This window comes from Kutzneria sp. NPDC052558, from assembly GCF_044547355.1.
Taxonomy (GTDB): domain Bacteria; phylum Actinomycetota; class Actinomycetes; order Mycobacteriales; family Pseudonocardiaceae; genus Kutzneria.
Genome location: NZ_JBIUAG010000009.1, coordinates 233973 through 250511, shown reverse-complemented (window position 1 = coordinate 250511; position 16539 = coordinate 233973). Strand labels below are relative to the sequence as shown.

At 71.1% G+C, this 16539-nt stretch carries 17 protein-coding genes; 7 read left to right on the top strand and 10 right to left on the bottom strand.

Features of this window, described 5'->3' with window-relative positions; genetic code table 11:
• Positions 1-35: 35 nt before the first annotated feature.
• From ACIG5F_RS19095 to ACIG5F_RS19065, 7 genes are all read right to left on the bottom strand, one after another.
• Positions 36-791, bottom strand: coding sequence for a tryptophan 2,3-dioxygenase family protein (locus tag ACIG5F_RS19095; protein ID WP_396519061.1), 756 nt, complete (start codon positions 789-791; stop codon positions 36-38).
• Positions 788-1765 (bottom strand): amidohydrolase family protein, encoded by a 978-nt coding sequence (locus tag ACIG5F_RS19090; RefSeq protein ID WP_396519059.1) that lies wholly within the window; start codon positions 1763-1765, stop codon positions 788-790. The genes ACIG5F_RS19095 and ACIG5F_RS19090 overlap by 4 nt, the downstream gene beginning before the upstream one ends.
• Positions 1762-2292 carry a 3-hydroxyanthranilate 3,4-dioxygenase gene (locus ACIG5F_RS19085; RefSeq protein WP_396519057.1) on the bottom strand — a complete coding sequence of 177 codons (531 nt, stop codon included), beginning with the start codon at positions 2290-2292 and terminating at the stop codon, positions 1762-1764. Before ACIG5F_RS19085 ends, ACIG5F_RS19090 begins: the two co-directional genes overlap by 4 nt.
• Positions 2289-2708, bottom strand: coding sequence for a RidA family protein (locus tag ACIG5F_RS19080; RefSeq protein ID WP_396519055.1), 420 nt, complete (start codon positions 2706-2708; stop codon positions 2289-2291). The genes ACIG5F_RS19085 and ACIG5F_RS19080 overlap by 4 nt, the downstream gene beginning before the upstream one ends.
• Complete coding sequence (locus ACIG5F_RS19075; RefSeq protein ID WP_396519053.1) at positions 2705-4147, bottom strand: 2-hydroxymuconic semialdehyde dehydrogenase; 1443 nt, start codon at positions 4145-4147, stop codon at positions 2705-2707. The genes ACIG5F_RS19080 and ACIG5F_RS19075 overlap by 4 nt, the downstream gene beginning before the upstream one ends.
• Positions 4148-4171: 24 nt before the next feature.
• A complete protein-coding gene (locus ACIG5F_RS19070) occupies positions 4172-5143 on the bottom strand; it encodes a LysR substrate-binding domain-containing protein (protein WP_396519051.1) in 972 nt (323 codons plus the stop codon).
• A gap of 122 nt (positions 5144-5265) precedes the next feature.
• Positions 5266-5496 carry a hypothetical protein gene (locus ACIG5F_RS19065; protein WP_396519050.1) on the bottom strand — a complete coding sequence of 77 codons (231 nt, stop codon included), beginning with the start codon at positions 5494-5496 and terminating at the stop codon, positions 5266-5268.
• Positions 5497-5518: 22 nt separating this feature from the next.
• Between ACIG5F_RS19065 and ACIG5F_RS19060 the strand changes: the two genes are divergently transcribed.
• From ACIG5F_RS19060 to ACIG5F_RS19050, 3 genes are all read left to right on the top strand, one after another.
• Positions 5519-6175, top strand: a complete 657-nt coding sequence (locus ACIG5F_RS19060) for a response regulator (protein WP_396519048.1) — start codon at positions 5519-5521, stop codon at positions 6173-6175.
• Positions 6176-6256: 81 nt separating this feature from the next.
• Positions 6257-6796, top strand: a complete 540-nt coding sequence (locus ACIG5F_RS19055; RefSeq protein ID WP_396519046.1) for a DUF1453 domain-containing protein — start codon at positions 6257-6259, stop codon at positions 6794-6796.
• An 18-nt stretch (positions 6797-6814) separates the two neighbouring features.
• Positions 6815-7945, top strand: a complete 1131-nt coding sequence (locus ACIG5F_RS19050; protein WP_396519044.1) for a sensor histidine kinase — start codon at positions 6815-6817, stop codon at positions 7943-7945.
• On the opposite strand, the gene ACIG5F_RS19045 is transcribed toward ACIG5F_RS19050, so the two are convergent.
• Positions 7942-8358, bottom strand: coding sequence for a protein-tyrosine phosphatase family protein (locus tag ACIG5F_RS19045; protein WP_396519042.1), 417 nt, complete (start codon positions 8356-8358; stop codon positions 7942-7944). The two genes, ACIG5F_RS19050 and ACIG5F_RS19045, sit on opposite strands and share 4 nt — an antisense overlap.
• The gene (locus ACIG5F_RS19040; protein WP_396519040.1) at positions 8358-10553 is read right to left on the bottom strand and encodes an RCC1 domain-containing protein; all 2196 of its coding nucleotides are present in this window, start codon (positions 10551-10553) and stop codon (positions 8358-8360) included. The genes ACIG5F_RS19045 and ACIG5F_RS19040 overlap by 1 nt, the downstream gene beginning before the upstream one ends.
• Before the next feature lie 128 nt (positions 10554-10681).
• On the opposite strand from ACIG5F_RS19040, the gene ACIG5F_RS19035 reads away from it, so the two are divergent.
• Together ACIG5F_RS19035 and ACIG5F_RS19030 are read left to right on the top strand one after the other, a co-directional pair.
• Complete coding sequence (locus ACIG5F_RS19035; RefSeq protein ID WP_396519039.1) at positions 10682-12322, top strand: glutamate--tRNA ligase; 1641 nt, start codon at positions 10682-10684, stop codon at positions 12320-12322.
• 96 nt (positions 12323-12418) lie between these two features.
• On the top strand, positions 12419-13015 hold the full coding sequence (locus ACIG5F_RS19030) for a DJ-1/PfpI family protein (protein ID WP_396519038.1): 597 nt from the start codon (positions 12419-12421) through the stop codon (positions 13013-13015).
• On the opposite strand, the gene ACIG5F_RS19025 is transcribed toward ACIG5F_RS19030, so the two are convergent.
• The gene (locus tag ACIG5F_RS19025; RefSeq protein ID WP_396519037.1) at positions 12999-14321 is read right to left on the bottom strand and encodes a ferric reductase-like transmembrane domain-containing protein; all 1323 of its coding nucleotides are present in this window, start codon (positions 14319-14321) and stop codon (positions 12999-13001) included. The two genes, ACIG5F_RS19030 and ACIG5F_RS19025, sit on opposite strands and share 17 nt — an antisense overlap.
• Before the next feature lie 136 nt (positions 14322-14457).
• Here ACIG5F_RS19025 and ACIG5F_RS19020 point away from each other — a divergent pair, with 136 nt between their 5' ends.
• Both ACIG5F_RS19020 and ACIG5F_RS19015 read left to right on the top strand, forming a co-directional pair.
• Complete coding sequence (locus ACIG5F_RS19020) at positions 14458-15084, top strand: hypothetical protein (RefSeq protein WP_396519036.1); 627 nt, start codon at positions 14458-14460, stop codon at positions 15082-15084.
• Positions 15085-15150: 66 nt separating this feature from the next.
• A complete protein-coding gene (locus ACIG5F_RS19015) occupies positions 15151-16533 on the top strand; it encodes an alpha/beta hydrolase domain-containing protein (protein ID WP_396519035.1) in 1383 nt (460 codons plus the stop codon).
• The last annotated feature ends 6 nt before the right edge of the window (positions 16534-16539 follow it).

Sequence of the window (16539 nt, the reverse complement as noted above, 5' to 3'; positions counted from 1 at the left end):
ACGCCAGCCCCGTACTGGCGCGGCCTTTCCTGGCGTTAGGTGGGGTCCGCTGGGCGCATCGACCACAGTTCTGGGAACGGCAGGTCGGTAAGTGAGGCCGCCAGCCAGTCCGCGGCGGGTTTGCCGTAGTAGCCGGGGCGGTTGCCGAAGGTGCGGCGGGTGGCCAGCAGGTGCAGGTGGCGGTATTCGGCGTAGCCCTCGGCGACGGCCAGCAACGCGTCGGCGAGGGCGGCCAGGTCGGGGTGGTCGCCGGCGAGCGCGCGGCCCCAGGAGAGCTCGGTCGAGGGCCCGTCGGAGACGTCGAAACCACGGCCCCGCAACACATCCAGCACGGCATCGTAGACGCCGGGCTCGCGCAGGGTGTCGAGCAGGTCCCGGTGCTGCTCCGGCATGGCGGCGACGGGCTCGGCCAGGGCGGCCGACTTGAGGCCGAGCAGGTAGGAGAGCTCGCGAAACTTCCACGACTGTAAGGAGGACGACTTGCCGTGGGTGCTGGACATGCCCTGCTTGATCGGCAGGAAGTCGTGCGCCTTCATCCAGGTCAGCGACTGCCAGGAGGCGTTGAGGCCGGTGAAATGGCTGTCGGCGCGGCGAAGGGTGGAGGTGGCGGTTACTAGGTCGCCGGTGCGGAGGTGGTCGATGGCGTAACGGAGTTCCTGGGCGATGAGGGAGAAGTACAGCTCCTGGACCTGGCACACGACCAGGAACGAGAGCTCGCCCTCGGTGCCGCTGACCGGCTGCTGAAGGGAATGCAGTTCGCGGGCGCGTAGATACGAGTTGTAGGCGGTCACTTGAGGAACTCCAGGGCGTTGCCGCCGAGGATCTTGGCCTTGTCGGCCTCGCTGAGGAAGTCGGACTTCTGCACCACCCGACCGACCGGCCGTTCGCCCAGCGGATACGGATAGTCGCTGCCCAGCATGACGTTGTCCACGCCCAGGGTGTCGACCAGCAGCCGCAGCGCGGCCGGCTCGAACACGACGCTGTCCACTCTGAATCGACCGACGTAGCCCGACGGCGGCAGCGAGGAGGTGCCGAGAATGTCGTGCCGCTGGTGCCACGCGTTCTCCAGCCGCCCCAACCAGAACGCGAACGAACCGCCGCCGTGGGCGAAGCAGATCCGCAGGCTGTCGGGCACCCGGTCGAACACGCCGCCGAGCACCATCGCCACCAGCGACAGGTGGGTCTCGGCCGGCATGCCGGTGATCCACTGCGCCATCCACCGGTTCAGCCGGGGCGAGGACGGCATGTCCCACGGGTGCACGAAAACCGGCACACCCCGAGTGGCGCAGTGGTGCAGGAACTCGACGATGCCGGCGTCGTCCAGGTCGCGGTCGCCGACGTGGTTGCCGATCTCCACGCCGCGATGCCCGTTGTCCAGGCACCGATCCAGCTCCCGGCAGGCCAGATCCGCGACCTGCAGGGGAACTTGGCAGAACGGGATGAGCCGGCCGTTGGACGGCTCGGTCAGTGCCAGCGAGGCGTCGTTGAACACCGACGAGATGCGCAGCGCCTCGCGCGGGGACCGCTCGTAGGAGAAGAACACCGGCGTCGGCGACACGACCTGAGCGTCCACGCCGTCGGATCCCATGTCCGCCAGGCGTTCCGCCTGGTCCCAGCTGTTGGCCTGGATGCGCCGGAACTCCCGCGACCCGACCATGATCGTGGCCTCGCGCTCGCTGTCCACCCGCAGCCACGGGGCGTCGTCCCAGCCCAGCGCCGGCCACCGCGCCGGCACATTGTGGGTGTGGATGTCGATGACGGTCATCGGGCGGACTTCCCAGGGTGCACGACGCCGCAGTTGGCGCACTTGCGGAGGTTCTCGTCGGCGTAGAACTGCTCGAACACCGGCGGCAGGTCGGCCACGATGTCCCGCACCTGGAGCTCGATCTCGTGCACGAGCGCGTTGCAGTCCAGGCAGTACCACTGGAACTTCTCCAGCGTGCCCTCCTCGCGGATGCGCTCCAGCACGATGCCGACCGAGCCGGGGTTGGGGCGCTGCGGCGAGTGCGGGGTGTTCCTGGGCAGCAGCCACATCTCGCCCTCGCGGACATGCTGGGTGACCACGCCCTCGTCGGTCTGGAGGTTGATGTGCATGTCCCCGCGGAACTGGAAGAACCATTCCTCGTACGGGTCGACGTGGAAGTCGGTGCGCTCGTTGGGGCCGCCGACCACCTGCACGATGAAGTCGCCCTGCGGGGCCCACATCTCCCTGTTGCTCACCGGCGGCGTGAGCAGATGCTGGTTCTCCTCGACCCACCGGGCGAAGTTGAACGCCGGGTTCAGCGTGGTCATTGCTGGCCGCCTTTCAGCAGGGCAACTGCCTGGATCTCGATGAGCAGGTGCGGGTGGGGGAGCTGGTGCACGGCCACGGTGGTGCGGGCCGGGCCGTTCTCGTCGAAGAACCGGCCGTAGACCTCGTTGTAGCCGACGAAGTCGTTCATGGTCACCAGGTAGCTGGTGACCTGTACGACGTCGGACAGTTCGGCCCCGACCGACCCGAGGATGTCCCGGATGTTCTCGATCACCGCCGTGGTCTGTTCGCGGATGTCGAGCGTGGTGGCGCCGAAGGCGTCCACCTCGGCCCCGGCGATGGTGTTGTCGGCGCGGCGGCTGCTGGTGCCGGACACGAAGGCGAAGCCGCCGGCGATCCGGACGTGCGGGAACCGCCCGCGCGGGGTGGCCTTGCCGGCCACTGTCTTGGCGTTCACAGTTTCACGCACACATTCGTCGGCTCGGTGTAGAAGTGGAGGGAGTGAAGGCCGCCTTCGCGGCCGATGCCGGACAGGCCGGAGCCGCCGAACGGGGAACGCAGGTCCCGCAGGTACCAGGTGTTGAGCCAGGACATGCCGACCCGCATCGCCCCGGCGACCCGGTGCCCGCGTTGGAGGTCGGTCGTCCAGACGGCGGCGGCCAGACCGTACGGGCTGTCGTTGGCCAGGCGGATCGCCTCCCGTTCGGTGTCGAACGGCATCAGGGCGGCGACCGGGCCGAAGATCTCCTCCTGCACGATCCGCGCCGAGTTGGCGACCCCGGTCCACAGCGCCGGCTCAACCCACGCTCCGCCGGCCAGCTCCCGGCCGACGTCGGGAATCCCGCCCCCGGTGAGGAGTTGCGCGCCCTCCTGCTCGGCGATCGCGTAGTAGGACAGCACCTTCTCCCGGTGCCCCTGGGAGATCAGCGGACCGGTGGTCGTGCGTGGGTCGTCGGGACGGCCGAAGCGCAGCTCCTGGGCCCGCTTGACCAGCCCGGCGGCGACCTGGTCGAAGATCCCGCGCTGCACGTAGATCCGTTCCGTGCACAGGCAGACCTGTCCGGTGTTGGTGAACACCGACCGGGCCAGGCCGTCCACGGTGGAGTCGATGTCGGCGTCCTCGAACACGATCGCCGCGTTCTTGCCGCCGAGCTCGAACGAGACCGGCAGCACCCGCGGCGCGACCGCCTTCATGATCGCGGCGCCGGTGCGGGACTCGCCGGTGAAGGTGATGCCGTCGACGTCCGGGTGCGTGGTCAGGAACTCGCCGGCCGATCCGGGGCCGAAGCCGTGCACCACGTTGAACGCGCCGGCCGGGGCCCCGGCCTCGGTGATGATCTCGGCCAGCACGGTGGCGCTGGCCGGCGTCTCCTCCGACGGCTTGACCACCACGGCGTTGCCGGTGGCCAGCGCCGGCGCGACCTTCCAGGTCAGCAGCAACAGCGGCAGGTTCCAGGGCACGATCACCCCGACCACGCCCAGCGGGCGGCGAACCGCGTAGTTCAGGGCCGTCTCGGTGAGGAAGGAGTCGACGCCCAGCCCGGCCACCAGGTCGGCGGCGGCGCGGAAGTTGGCCGCCGCCCGCGTGACGTCGAGCTCGCGGGCCAGCGGCAGCGGCTTGCCGGTGTCGGCGACCTCGGCGGCCAGCAGGTCGTCGAACCGGGCCTCGATCCGGTCGGCGATGCGGCGCAGCAGCGCGACCCGGTCGGCCGCGGTGAACCGGCCCCACGCGCCGTCCAGCGCGGCCCGGGCGGCGCGGACCGCGCGGTCCACCACCTCGCGATCGGCCGCCTGGACGCGGGCCACGAGCGAGCCGTCCACCGGGTTGACGTCGTCGAACTCCTCGCCGCCGTCCACGAAACTTCCCCCGACGAAGTTCTGCAACAGGCGTGTCATGGCATTGATCGTGGCCGCCGGGAGCTATGCCTGACCAATGCTTGAACCAGCCGGAGATATGCTCGTATCGACATAACCGCGGATCTCCGCGCCGACTGCCTCCAGATGCCCCACGAACGCGTCCAGGCTCGGGCTGCGGCCACGGCCGGCGGCCAGGGTGAGGCCGACCAGCCGGTGCACGTTGGGCAGCTCCACCGGCAGCACCGCCAGCGCCGGGTCGTCGCGGGCCAGCAAGGCGGGAAGCGTGGCGATCATGTCCGCGTCGATCAGCAGCGTGCGCAGCGTCGGCAGGGAGGTGCACTCCACCCGGTTGGTCGGAATCCCCAGGCCCTGCTGGAAGAACACCTGCTCCACCTCGCCCCGCAGCGAGGTCTGCGACACCGGCAGCACCCACGGGTAGTCGATCAGGTCGGCCAGCTCCGCACCGACCAGTTCAGTTGCCGGATGCCCGGCGCGGACCACCACCCGGACCGGCTCGTGGTAGAGCCGGATCCGGCGGGTCCGCTCGTCGGCGTCGGGCGTCAGCCGGCCCACCACCACGTCGATGTCGCCGGTCAGCAGGCCCTCGGTCAGCCGGTCCGGGGTGGCCTCCCGGACCACCACCGTCACGTACGGGAACTGCCGCTTGAGCCGGGCGATCGCCGTCGGCAGCAGCACGTTCGCGCCGCTGAGGTGGTTGCCCACCACCACCGTGCCGACCATGCCCGCGCTCAGCTCGGCCACGTGCCGCCCGGCCTGCCGGATCTGCGCGACGATCGCCCGCGCGTCGTCCACGAACGCCCGCCCGTAGGCGTTCGCCGCCACCCCGCGCGGCCCCCGGTTGAACAGCTCCACCCCGAGGATCTGCTCCAGCTCCCGCAGCCCCCGGGTCACCACCGGCTGCGTCACCCGCAGCCGCTCGGCCGCCCCCACGATGCTGCCCTGCTCGGCCACGGTGATCACCAGGACCAGGTGCCGCACCTTGAGACGGCCGTCCAGCAGGCGGTTGATGTCCATGGCCCCATCTTCGGCCCACCGGCGTCAGCGGGCCCACCTCGGCCTCGATCACCGCCGCGGCCGACGGCTCCACCAGGGCCACCACTGCGGCCTTGGTGGCGGAGCCCGGCATCGGCCGTGAGTCACCAGGTGAGTCTGGTGTCGTCCTGGAAGACCTCGCCCGACGGGCCGTCTTCGTCCACAGTGGCCAGTCGGATGACGACGGCTGCGCCCTGCTCGGGGGCGCCGGCGCCGCGGTGGCCGTTGAAGTCGGTGGCAACGTGGCCGGGGGCGGCGCCGTTGGTCTTCAGTGTGGTCGAGGTCGCGAGTGCCCATCGGGACGGTGCAGCCCCGGGCGCGCTGCTCGGCCGCATCGCCGGCCGCTAGGGTGGGCCGGTGGCGATCAAGCTCGTCGTAGTCGACGACCAGGCGTCGGTCCGCGAGGCGCTGGCGGTGATGCTGGGGCTGGCCGAGGACGTGGACGTGGTGGGCACGGCGACCAACGGCGAGGAAGCGGTCGCGGTCGTGGGGGAGCAGCGCCCGGATGTGGTGCTGATGGACCTGCACATGCCGAAGATGGGCGGCGTGGCGGCGACGGCGAAGATCCATGAGCTGGCGCCGGACGTGCATGTGGTGGTGCTGACCACTTTCGAGGACGACGAGTCGATCCTGGCCGCGCTCAAGGCCGGGGCCGCGGGCTACCTGACCAAGGAGGCGGACCGGGCAACGCTGTTGCAGGCGGTGCGCAGCGCGAGCCACGGGCAGTCCGTGCTGGACCCGCGAGTACAGCGGCGGCTGCTGGCCCTGGCCACGGCCCGGCCGACCCCGAGCGAGACACCGTTCGGTCTGACCGCCCGCGAGCTGGAGATCCTCGGCCTGATCGGCGAGGGGCTGCGCAACCCGGAGATCGCCAAACGGCTGGTGATCAGCGAGGCCACGGTGAAGACCCACATCAACAACCTGTTCGCCAAGGCCGGTTTCCACTCCCGCACCGACGCCGTGCGCTACGTGCTGGGCAACCGGGTGGAGACCGGTCTCCACCCGGGGCCGTAGCCCGAAGATACGGCGGCGGTGCCAAGACCCTGACCAGCGATTTTCCTAGTCTGATCGAGAAACTGATCGGAAGGAAATATCGTGAGTGCGCCGTTGGAGATCCTGCTCGTCATCGCCCTCGTCGGCTACCTGCTGATCCGCCGCCTGCTCGGTGAGCCGGCCCAGGCCAAGCGCATGCTGGTGCTGCCGGCGGTGCTCACCGTGATCGGCCTGTCCAGCGCCAAGGATGTGCTGCACGACCCGGTTCAGTTGGGCTTCCTCGTCGTGACCACGCTGATCGGCGTCGGCCTCGGCGCGCTGCGGGGCCTGAGCGTGCGAGTGTATGTGCGCGACGGCATCGTGAACATGCGCTACACCGCCATCTCCATCGTGCTGTGGGTGGTGAACATCGCGGCCAAGCTCGGCGGCAATTTCGTGCTGGGCATGGTCGACCCGCACGCCGACAGCGGCAACACCCTGATGCTCACCCTCGGCGCCGGCCTGCTGGTGGAGGGGCTCGTGGTGATGGCCAAGGCGATGCGCACCGACGGCCAGGTGATCTGGCAGCAGGGCAAGGACGGCGCCCCGCACCGGACCTCGCAGTTGCTCAACGACCTCCAGTCCCGCATCGGCCGGCGCTGACCGCTACCCTGGCCGGCGATGGCGATGATCGATCGGGAACAGTGGCTGCTCGAGGTCGCGGTCCGGCCGGTGCTCACCCTCGGCTGCATTCTGGTGACGGCCCTGGAGTTCCCCGACCACGAGGTGATCGCGCGGCCGTTCACCACCGGGCTGCTCGTGGTCGTGTCGATTTTGGGGCTGGCCACCATCTTCCCGTGGCGCCGCCTTCCACAGTGGACACAGCTGGGGCTGCTCGGCCTCTACGCCCTGACCGCCTCGCTGCTGCTGCCGCTGGCCCAGCCCACGCTGGCCCCGATGTTCGCCTTCCTCGCCGCCTCGGCCACCGGCAAGCTGGCCGGCCGCAAGCCGGCCGTCGCCATCGCCGTGCTCACCTCGGTCAGCTCGGCCCTGGCGGTCGCCGCGGTCAACGGTATCGCCCCGTCCCCGACCCAGTGGCCGTGGTGGGAAGGCTTCGTCACCGGGCTCCCGGCGTACGTCAGCATCGCCCGCACCGACCGGCTGGCCGCGCTGGCCAACGCCAAACGGGCCGCCTCCGAAGCCATGCGGGCAGCGGAATCCGAGGCCCGGGAGGCGACGCTGCTGGAGCGCGGCCGGATCGCCCGCGAACTGCACGACGTGCTCGGCCACTCGCTGACCGGCATCGCGCTCCAGCTCGACATGGCCGACGCGCTCAACGAGAACGACCGCCGGGACGAGGCCACGCAAGCGATTCGGCACGCCCGCAAGCTGGCCGTGGACAGCATCGTCGACATGCGCGGGGCGGTCGAGGCCCTGCGCGAGGACACGGTGCCGTTGAGCCGAATCCTGCGGGGCATCGCCGACAACGCCGGCGCTTCGCTGACCGTGCAAGGCGAAGAGCGAGCCGTCCCGGCCGAGGTCGCGCACGCCGTCCACCGCACCGCCCAGGAGGCCCTGACCAACGCCGCCAAGCACGCCCCTGGGGCCACGGTCACGATGGAGTTGGTGTACGGCCAGGATTCCGTGGCCCTGACCGTCGTGAATGGACAGTCCAACGTGCCGGTGCCGGCCGGCATCGGCGGCGGCACCGGCCTGGGCCTGGCCGCCATGCGGGACCGGGCCGTGGCGCTCGGCGGCGCCCTCGACGCCGGCCCCGCCGACGGCGGCTGGACCGTGCGGCTGACGATCTAGAACCGTCGCACGAACTGCCGCTGCCACCACGTTTCGACCGCCCGCGGCGAATAGTGCTCACGCACATAGGCCACCGCGTCCTTGCCCGGCACGCCGTCCAGCACCGCCAGGCAGGCCAACGCCGTTCCCGTCCGACCGTGCCCGCCGCTACAGGCCACCTCCACCCGCTCGCGGCCGGCCCGCTCCAACAGCTCCTCCAACACCGGTCGGAACCCCTTGCGGTCACTGGGCAACCAGAAGTCCGGCCAGCGGATCCACTTGCTCTCCCATGCCATCGGGCCCGGATCGGCGCCTTGCAGGTAGAGCCCGAACTCCGCGGTCGGCCCCGGCGGCAGCGGGTTCCGCAGGCCACGCCCGCGAATGAGCCGACCCGACGGCAGCCGGCACACCCGGGGCGTGTCCTGCGCCCACATCAGCCGATCACCGCGTACGAGCTCAAGCTGCCGGCCCCGATCGCCGTTACTCCGCTCAGCCCGGTTCCCCGCTGCCCCTGTGAGTTGTCGCCCCAGCTCCACACCGTGCCGTCCGACTTGAGGGCCAGCCCGTGGTGGTAGCCGGCGGCGATCGCAGTGGCCCCGGTCAGCCCGACCACCTGGTGCGGCGTCGGGTTCAGGATGGTGGGCTCGCCGGTGCCGAGCGCCCCGGCCATGTTGCCGCCCCAGGCCCACACCGTGCCGTCCGCGGCCAGCGCGTAGCCGGTGTCGGCCGAGTTGCCGACGGCCAGCCCGACGATCGCCGGCAGGCCCGGCACCTGGTTGGGCGGGGTGTTGGCCGGGAGATTCGGCGCGCCACGCTGATCCCAGACGTCCTGGCTGCCCCAGGCCCACACGGTGCCGTCGGACCTGCGGGCGAACATGGCCCCGCCCTGCCCGTTGTCGCCGGTGCCGCTGATGGCGGTCACGTCCGACAGCCCGACCACCTCCTGCGGGAAGGCGCCGGGTGTGGGGCCGCCGAGATCGGCCAGCGGGCCCCAGCCGTAGACCTTGCCGCCGCCGACCAGGTAGCCGGCCTGGTTGCTCGCGGCGATCGCGGTCGCCATGCCCGGACCGGCGATCTGTCGCGGCGTCGCCAGCCACTCGTCCGCGGCGGCGCTGACCTGGTGGTGGCTGTTGTCTCCCCACCCCCACACCGAGCCGTCTCGACCGAGCGCGTATCCGGTGGCGTCGCCGTAGGCGATCGCGGACGCCGGCGGCAGCTGCCACAGGCGCATGGGAACGGGACTCTGGTCCCGGATGATGAGCGGGCTGGCCGCCTGGGCGAAGGTCCGGCCCCACGCCCAGACCGCCCCGTCCGAGTCCAGCGCCGCGCCGTTGTCCGTGCCGCCGGTGATGGCGGTGACGTCCGACAGGCCGAACACCTGGCCGGGGCGGCTCTCCCCGGCCCCGGAGGTGCCGGTGCCCAGCTTGCCCCGGTCGTTCCCGCCCCAGCTGACCGGGCAGTGCGCGGAACAAGCCGGCGACGCCGACGCGAAGTAGCCGTCCAGATCTATCTCCAGCGTCACGTGGCCCACGTGGTTGTAGACGCTGAACTTGCCGGTGCTGTCGAGGCCGGCGATCGCCATGTTCGGCACGTCCTCGGAGGGCCCCAGGTTCAGCGTGGACGCGGACGGCCGCTGCGTGCCGGCCGGCCACACGGTGACGTAGGTGTCGCTGGTGGCGCCGCTGGCGGTGACGTTCACGACGGCCGCCGTCGCGGTCGGCGGCACCTGCTTGGCCGCTTCGACCGTGAGCGTGCCGTTGTTCTCGACGTCCGCCCCGACCAGCCCGCGGCCGGCGTAGGGGAAGAAGGCCTGGCCGCGGCCGGGGGTGTAGTAGCCGACGAGGTCGGCGATCAGATCCACGGCGCCGACGTGGTTGTACAGGTCGACCTTGCGGCTGGGCGGCAGCGCGATGGTCACCAGGTTGGCCCGGGTCTGACCGGGCGTCAGGTTCATCGCGCTGGCCGAGGGCCGGGGCAGTCCGTCCGGCCACGCCGTGACGTAGGTGTCGCCGGTGGTGTCGGTGGCGGTCAGGTTGAACACCGCCGTCGTCGCGCCTGCCGGAACCGCCGGCGACAGGTCCAGCACCGTGGTCCCGTTCGGGCCGACCGGGCCGCCCGTGGTGCGCGTGTCCAGCATCCGCTGCGGGCCCATGGCGGTGAAGTACTCGCCGGCGCCGGCGGCGTAGTAGCCGGCCAGGTCCATGATCAGATCGGTGTCGGCCGACGCGTACAGGTCCAGCTTGCGACTGGCCGGCACCGGCACGGTGGCCAGGTTGGCCGCGGTCCTGCCGGCGTCCACCACCAGCGCGGCGGTGTCCGGAAGGGCGTGGCCGTCGGGGAACTGCTGGCCGTCCGGCCACACCAGCACGCCGGTCGTGCGGCCGTGCTCGACGGCGGTCAGGTTGACCACCACCGCGGTGGCCTGCGCGGGCACCACCGAGGAGAGGTCCACCATCAGGTTGTTGGCCGAGTTCTTCTGCACGCCGGTGCCGTCGCGGGTGTCGAGCACCCGTGTCGGCGAGAGCGGCGTGAAGCCGGAGCCGGCCGGGGCCACGCCCGGTGTCGCGGCGGCCGGGACGGCCGTTCCCACCACGAGGACGGCAGCCAGCACTATGGCACGTCTGAACATGCACCCACCCCTGATCCGGGGTGGCGTCCGTTGCCGCCGGTGATCGCCCGGATCCCGGCGCTCACCCTAGCCGACAGGCGGGCTAACCTGGGGGGACTTGTCACCTGTGCGCTGGAGACCGAGACCCGATGCCTGACCGTGCCGTCATCGACGCGTTGTTCCCCGCCGACCTGCCGGAGCCGGCGTACTGGGAGCAGCGCTACCCGCAGCGGCAGCTTCCGGACGGCGCGCAGGTGACCCGGGTCGGCCCGTCGCCGACCGGCTGGCTGCACATCGGCGCGCTGTACGTGGGCGCGATCAACCGGGACATCGCGCACCGCACCGGCGGCAAGTACCTGCTGCGCATCGAGGACACCGACCAGGCCCGCGAGGTCGAGGGCGCGGTCGAGCAGTTCGACCGGGCCTTCGGCTACTTCGGCGTGACTCCCGACGAGAAGGAGGGCCAGGGCGACTACGGCCCGTACTTCCAGTCGCAGCGGGAGCAGCAGTACCTGACCTACGCGCGCGAGCTGCTGCGCGAGGGCAAGGCGTACCTGTGCTTCGCCACCGAGGAGGAGCTGGCCGACATCCGCCGCCGGCAGGAGGCCAGCAAGATCCCGCCCGGCTACTACGGCGGCTGGGCCATCTGGCGCGACCGGGACGACGCCGACGTGCAGGCCAAGCTGGCCGAGGGCGCGCCGTACGTGGTGCGGTTCCGCTCGCCGGGCCAGGTCGACGGCCGGGCCGTGTTCACCGACGCCATCCGCGGCCGGCTGGAGCACGAGGACAACCGCAACGACGTGGTGATCCTCAAGTCCTCGGCCAACGAGGTGCGGCTGCCCACGTACCACTTCGCGCACGCCGTCGACGACCACCTGATGCGGGTCAACCTGGTGATCAGGGCCGAGGAGTGGATCTCCTCGGTGCCCACCCACCTCCAGCTGTTCGCCGCGCTCGGCTTCGAGCAGCCGACCTACGCCCACATCGCCCCGCTGATGAAGCAGATCACCGGCGGCAAGCGCAAGCTGTCCAAGCGCAAGGACCCGGAGGCCTCGGTCGACTTCTACATCGACGAGGGCTACCCGGCCGACGCCGTGCTGTTCTACCTCAAGGGCCTGGCCAACGGCCGCATCGCCGAGATGCCGCTGGCCGAGGCGCTGGCCGCGCCGATCAACCTGGACGAGATGGGCCTGGCCGGGCCGCTGATCGACATGGCCAAGCTGGACGACATCAGCGCCAACCACATCGCCACCCTGTCCGGCGCGCAGATCGTGGCCGCGGTCAAGCAGTGGGCCGCCTCGCGTGACGCCGAGCTGGTGACCGTGCTGGACGCGCACCACGAGCTGGCGCTGGCCGCGCTGGCGGTGGAGCGCGAGGGGGTGGAGAACCCGCGCAAGGACCTGCGCAAGTGGTCGGATTTCCGCACCGCCTATGGCTTCTTCTTCCCCGAGCTGTTCACGCCGGTGACCGCGGACGACTCCCGGATCGAGGGCGTGACGCCGGAGCTGGCCCGGGCCTTCGCCGCCGACTTCGCCGACGGCTACCAGCACCTGGACGACGGCCAGGAGTGGTTCGGGCAGATCCGCGAGCTGGCGGCCAAGCACGGCTACGCCAAGAACGCCAAGGAGTACAAGAAGGACCCGGACGCCTACCCGGGCTCCATCCGCGAGGCCTCGCAGATCATCCGGGTCGCGCTGACCGGCTCCACCCGCAGCCCCGACCTGCACGCCGTGGCCACCACCCTGGGTGAGGCCGAGGTGCTGCGCCGGATTCGCGCCGTGGCTGGCTGAAACCCGGCGGAGGTTGGCAAGGCGGCTCCTTCTTCGATGCGGCGGACGCGATTAGCGTTCGCCGCATCGTCGTTGTCCGGGAAGGAAGTTCCGCCGATGCTGGTGCAGGTCGTGTTGTTCGACGGGTTCGACCCGCTGGATGTCGTTGCCCCGTACGAGGTTCTGGCCGCCGGTCGGCTGACTGCCGAGCTGGTGTCGGCCGAGGGGGCTCGGGACGTGCCCAGCGGCATGGGCCTGCTGTCGTTGCGGGCAGTGTCGCGTTTGGACCCTTCGGGGGCCGATATCGTCGTTGTGCCAGGGGCTTTGGGCTCGATCCCCGACGGCATCACCGAGGCCCTCGGCCGCACCCTCGGCACGCCGCTGCCGGGGCTGCTGGCCGAGGCGCTGAACCGGCCCGATGTCACCGTGGCCACCGTGTGCGGGGGATCGATGATCCTGGCGCTGGCCGGCCTGATCAAGGGCCGCTCGGCCACGACCCACTGGATGGGGCTGGAAGCGTTGGCCGCCAACGGGGTCCAGGTCGTCGACGCCCGGGTGGTGGACGACGGCGACCTGGTCAGCGCCGGGGCCGTGACCTCCGGCCTGGACCTCGCGCTGTACCTGCTGGAGCGGGAATTCGGGTCCCAGGCCGCGATCGAGGCCGAGCGGCTGATCGCCTACGAGCGGCGGGGCACGGTCAGCCGGCGAGACTGAACTTCTCGGCGTGCACCTGGCGGTCCGGCACCTTCAGCTCGCGCAGCCCGGCCAGCACCGCGTTGGTCATGCCGGCCGGGCCGCACACGAACACGTCGCGGGCCCACACGTCCGGCACCAGGTAACGCAGGCTCTCCGGGGTGAACTGCCCGGCCGACGGTCCACTCAGGACACGCATCACCGGGGCCAGGGCGTGGAGTTCGTCCAGCAGCACGGCATCCCGCTCGTCGCGGACCCGGTAGAGCACGACCACGTGGCCCTTGATCTCCTCCAGCAGCGCGCGGATCGGCGTGACGCCGACGCCGCCGGCGATGAGCAGGGCGTGCGGGTGCACCTGGTTGGCCGTGGTGAACGCGCCGTAGGGGCCTTCGGCGTAGACGCGCGTGCCGACCTTGAGGTCGCGCAGGGCGGCGCTGGCGGCGCCGACCGCCTTGGCCGTGAGCCGCAGGTAGCGGCCGTCCGGCGCGGCCGACAGCGAGAACGGGTTGGCGCGGTGCCACATTCCCTTGGCCAGGAACCGCCACACGAAGAACTGGCCGGCCCGGGCCGGCAGTTCGTGCAGGTTCCGGCCCTCGATGTAGACGGAGACGACGTCCGGCGACTCCTGCACGATGCCCGCCACCCGCAGCTGGAAGCGGCGGTTGCGCAGCAGCGGGCGGATCACCCGGCCGGTCAGCAGCACCCCGATCGCCGTGCCCCACAACAGGATCCAGTAGATCCGGCCGCCGGTGGAAGCGATGGTCGTGCCGGAGATGAACTGGTGGGTGAAGGCCAGCGCCACGATCGCGTAGGTCAGCAGGTGGATCGCGTGCCAGGTCTCGTACGGCAACCGCTTGCGGGCGATCCGGGCCGAGGTCGCCCCGACCACGACCACCAGCGCGAAGGCGATGATGGCCAGGAACACTCCCGTGAACGACTCGGAGAGCACGAAGATCTCGGCGATGACGTCGTGGGCGTCGTGCTGGGCGTAGCCGGCGATGATCAGCACCGCGTGGGCCAGCAGTGCCCACATCAGACTGATGCCGTTCCAGCGGTGGTAGGCCGTGAGCCGGTCCATGCCCAGCCGCTCGTCCAGCCACGGCACGCGGGCGATGAGCAGGAACTGGAAGGCCATCAGCAGGCCCGCGACCAGGCCGGCGATCCGGCCCAGCGTGATCATCAGGTTCGGCGAGGCCCCGGTCGCCACCACCAGCGCGGCGACGATCAGCACGTTCACGCCCAGCGCCGCGAGCAGCGCGATCCGCGCCGTCGAGCGGCGGTCCGGCGCCGTGGGCGCGGCGGCCTGGCGGTTCTGGATGGTGGTCACGGGGTCCCTCCCGGGGATTTCGGCTCGTCCCACACACGAGCCGCGGCCGGTTCCGGTTCACCCGACTTCTCGCGGGTTTCCGCCATGGACACCGCGCCCGGCCCGTTCGGTCACGAACCGTCGTTACGCTATGGCCGTGGGTGACTCCAGCGCCGGACCGCGACGCAACCGCGTCACGCCCATCGGCGACATCGAGGCGTTTCCCTTGCGTGGGGCCTGGACCGGCAACCGTGGCGTGATCCACCGCGGCCACGACATCGTCCGCTTCCACGCCGGCGACCTGTGGATCACCTGCGCCCTCGAGTTCCGCGGCCGCTGGCGCGAGCAGTGGCTGCCCAACCGCTGGACCCACCTCTACTTCCACGACGAGGCCGTCTCCTTCGCCGCCGGCCACCGCCCGTGCGCCGAGTGCCGCCGGGCCAGCTATCTGTCCTATCGGGACGCCTGGGCCGCCGCCGTCGGGCGCCGCCCCTCCGCCACCGAGATCAACCGCCAGCTCCACGCTGAACGCCTTTTCCGCGGCACCCACCGTCGCCGCCTCCACCAGCTCCCGTGGTCCTGCCTGCCGGCCGGAGCTTTTGTGCTGCTGGACGAGACCCCGGCGCTGACTCTGGCCGACCATCTGGCGCTGTGGAGCCGATCCGGCTACCAAGGCCGCAAACCGCTACCGAAATCCGGTGTCGCCACGGTCATCACGCCGCCGTCGACGATCACCGTCCTCCAAGCCGGTTACCCGGTCCAGATCGACCCTGCCGCGCTGTGATCCGTCCGCTTTGCCGGTGCTGAAAATCCGTTGTCCCGAAAGAAAAACCGGAGTAGCACTGGGGCCATGCGGCTTCTGGGAGCGATCCTTGCCACGACACTGATGGTCACGCTGGCGCCGACGGCCAGCGCGGCGGAGGGACCAACGGTGACCGGGCCGGTGACGGGCGGTCGGCTCGGCATTCCGTTCAACTCATGGCCGACGCCGTTGGGGTCGGCGGGATACACCGAGCAGGAGTACTTCTTCGGCGGCACGGCCACGGGGTATCAGCAGAGCGGCACGTGGACCGGCGACGGGCGCTGGGCGGCGACGCCGGCGGGGCAGGCCCCGTACGAGACGAGGATGCTGGTCCGCCGCCCGACTGACCCGGCGAAGTTCAACGGCACGGTCGTGGTGGAGTGGCTCAACGTCACGGCCGGCGTCGACCTCGACGTCGACTTCGAGTACGCCAACGAGGAGCTGCTGCGCGCCGGCTACGCCTGGGTCGGCATCTCCGCGCAGATCAACGGCGTCGCGGCGTTGAAGGCGATCGACCCGGCCCGGTACCAGGGGCTGAGCCACCCGGGCGACGGCTTCTCGTACGACATCTTTTCCCAGGCGGCCCAGGCGTTGCGGCATCCGCAGGGCGTGGATCCGTTGCCGGGCCTCAAGCCCAAGGCGTTGATCGCCGACGGGGAGTCGCAGTCGGCCAACCGCATGGTCACCTACGCCAACGCGATCGAGCCGCTCCGCCACGACTACGACGGTTTCCTGATCCACAGCCGGCTGCCGGCCGGCGCGCCGATCAATCCGACCCAGCCGTCGCCGACCACGTGGACGAGGACCGATTCCACCGTCCCGGTGCTGACCGTGGAGACGGAGACCGACGTCCTGGCCCCGCTGAACTACTTGCCGGCCGCGCAGCCGGACAACCCGCGGTTCCGGCTGTGGGAGATCCCCGGCACCTCGCACGTGGACGCGCATCAGAAGGCGTTGGCCCTGGCCGAGGTCAAGCCGTTTCTCCCGAGCCCGCCCGAGGCGCAGTGCGTGCTCCCGTCGAACGACGGTCAGGAGCGGTACGTCATGGACACGGCAGTGGCCCGGCTCAACACCTGGGTCCGCTACGGCATCGCCCCGCCGACGGCCGACCGGATGACGATCGCCGGCGCCCCGCCGGCGATGGCGCGCGACCAGTACGGCAACGTCGAAGGCGGGATCCGCACGCCGGCCCTGCAAGCACCGACCGCGACGCTGACCGGAACCGGCAACAGCGGCACGACCCCGGCCAGCGACTTCCAGTGCAGCCTGTCCGGCACCACGACGCCGTTCACGCCGGAGCAGCTGGCCCAGCTGTACCCGACGCACGCCGACTACGTGGCGGCGGTGGCCCGGGCGGCGGGGCAGGACGTGCTGCGGGGATTCCTGCTGCCGGCGGACGCGGCGGAGATCGTGGGGGACGCCGTCCACTAGCATCGC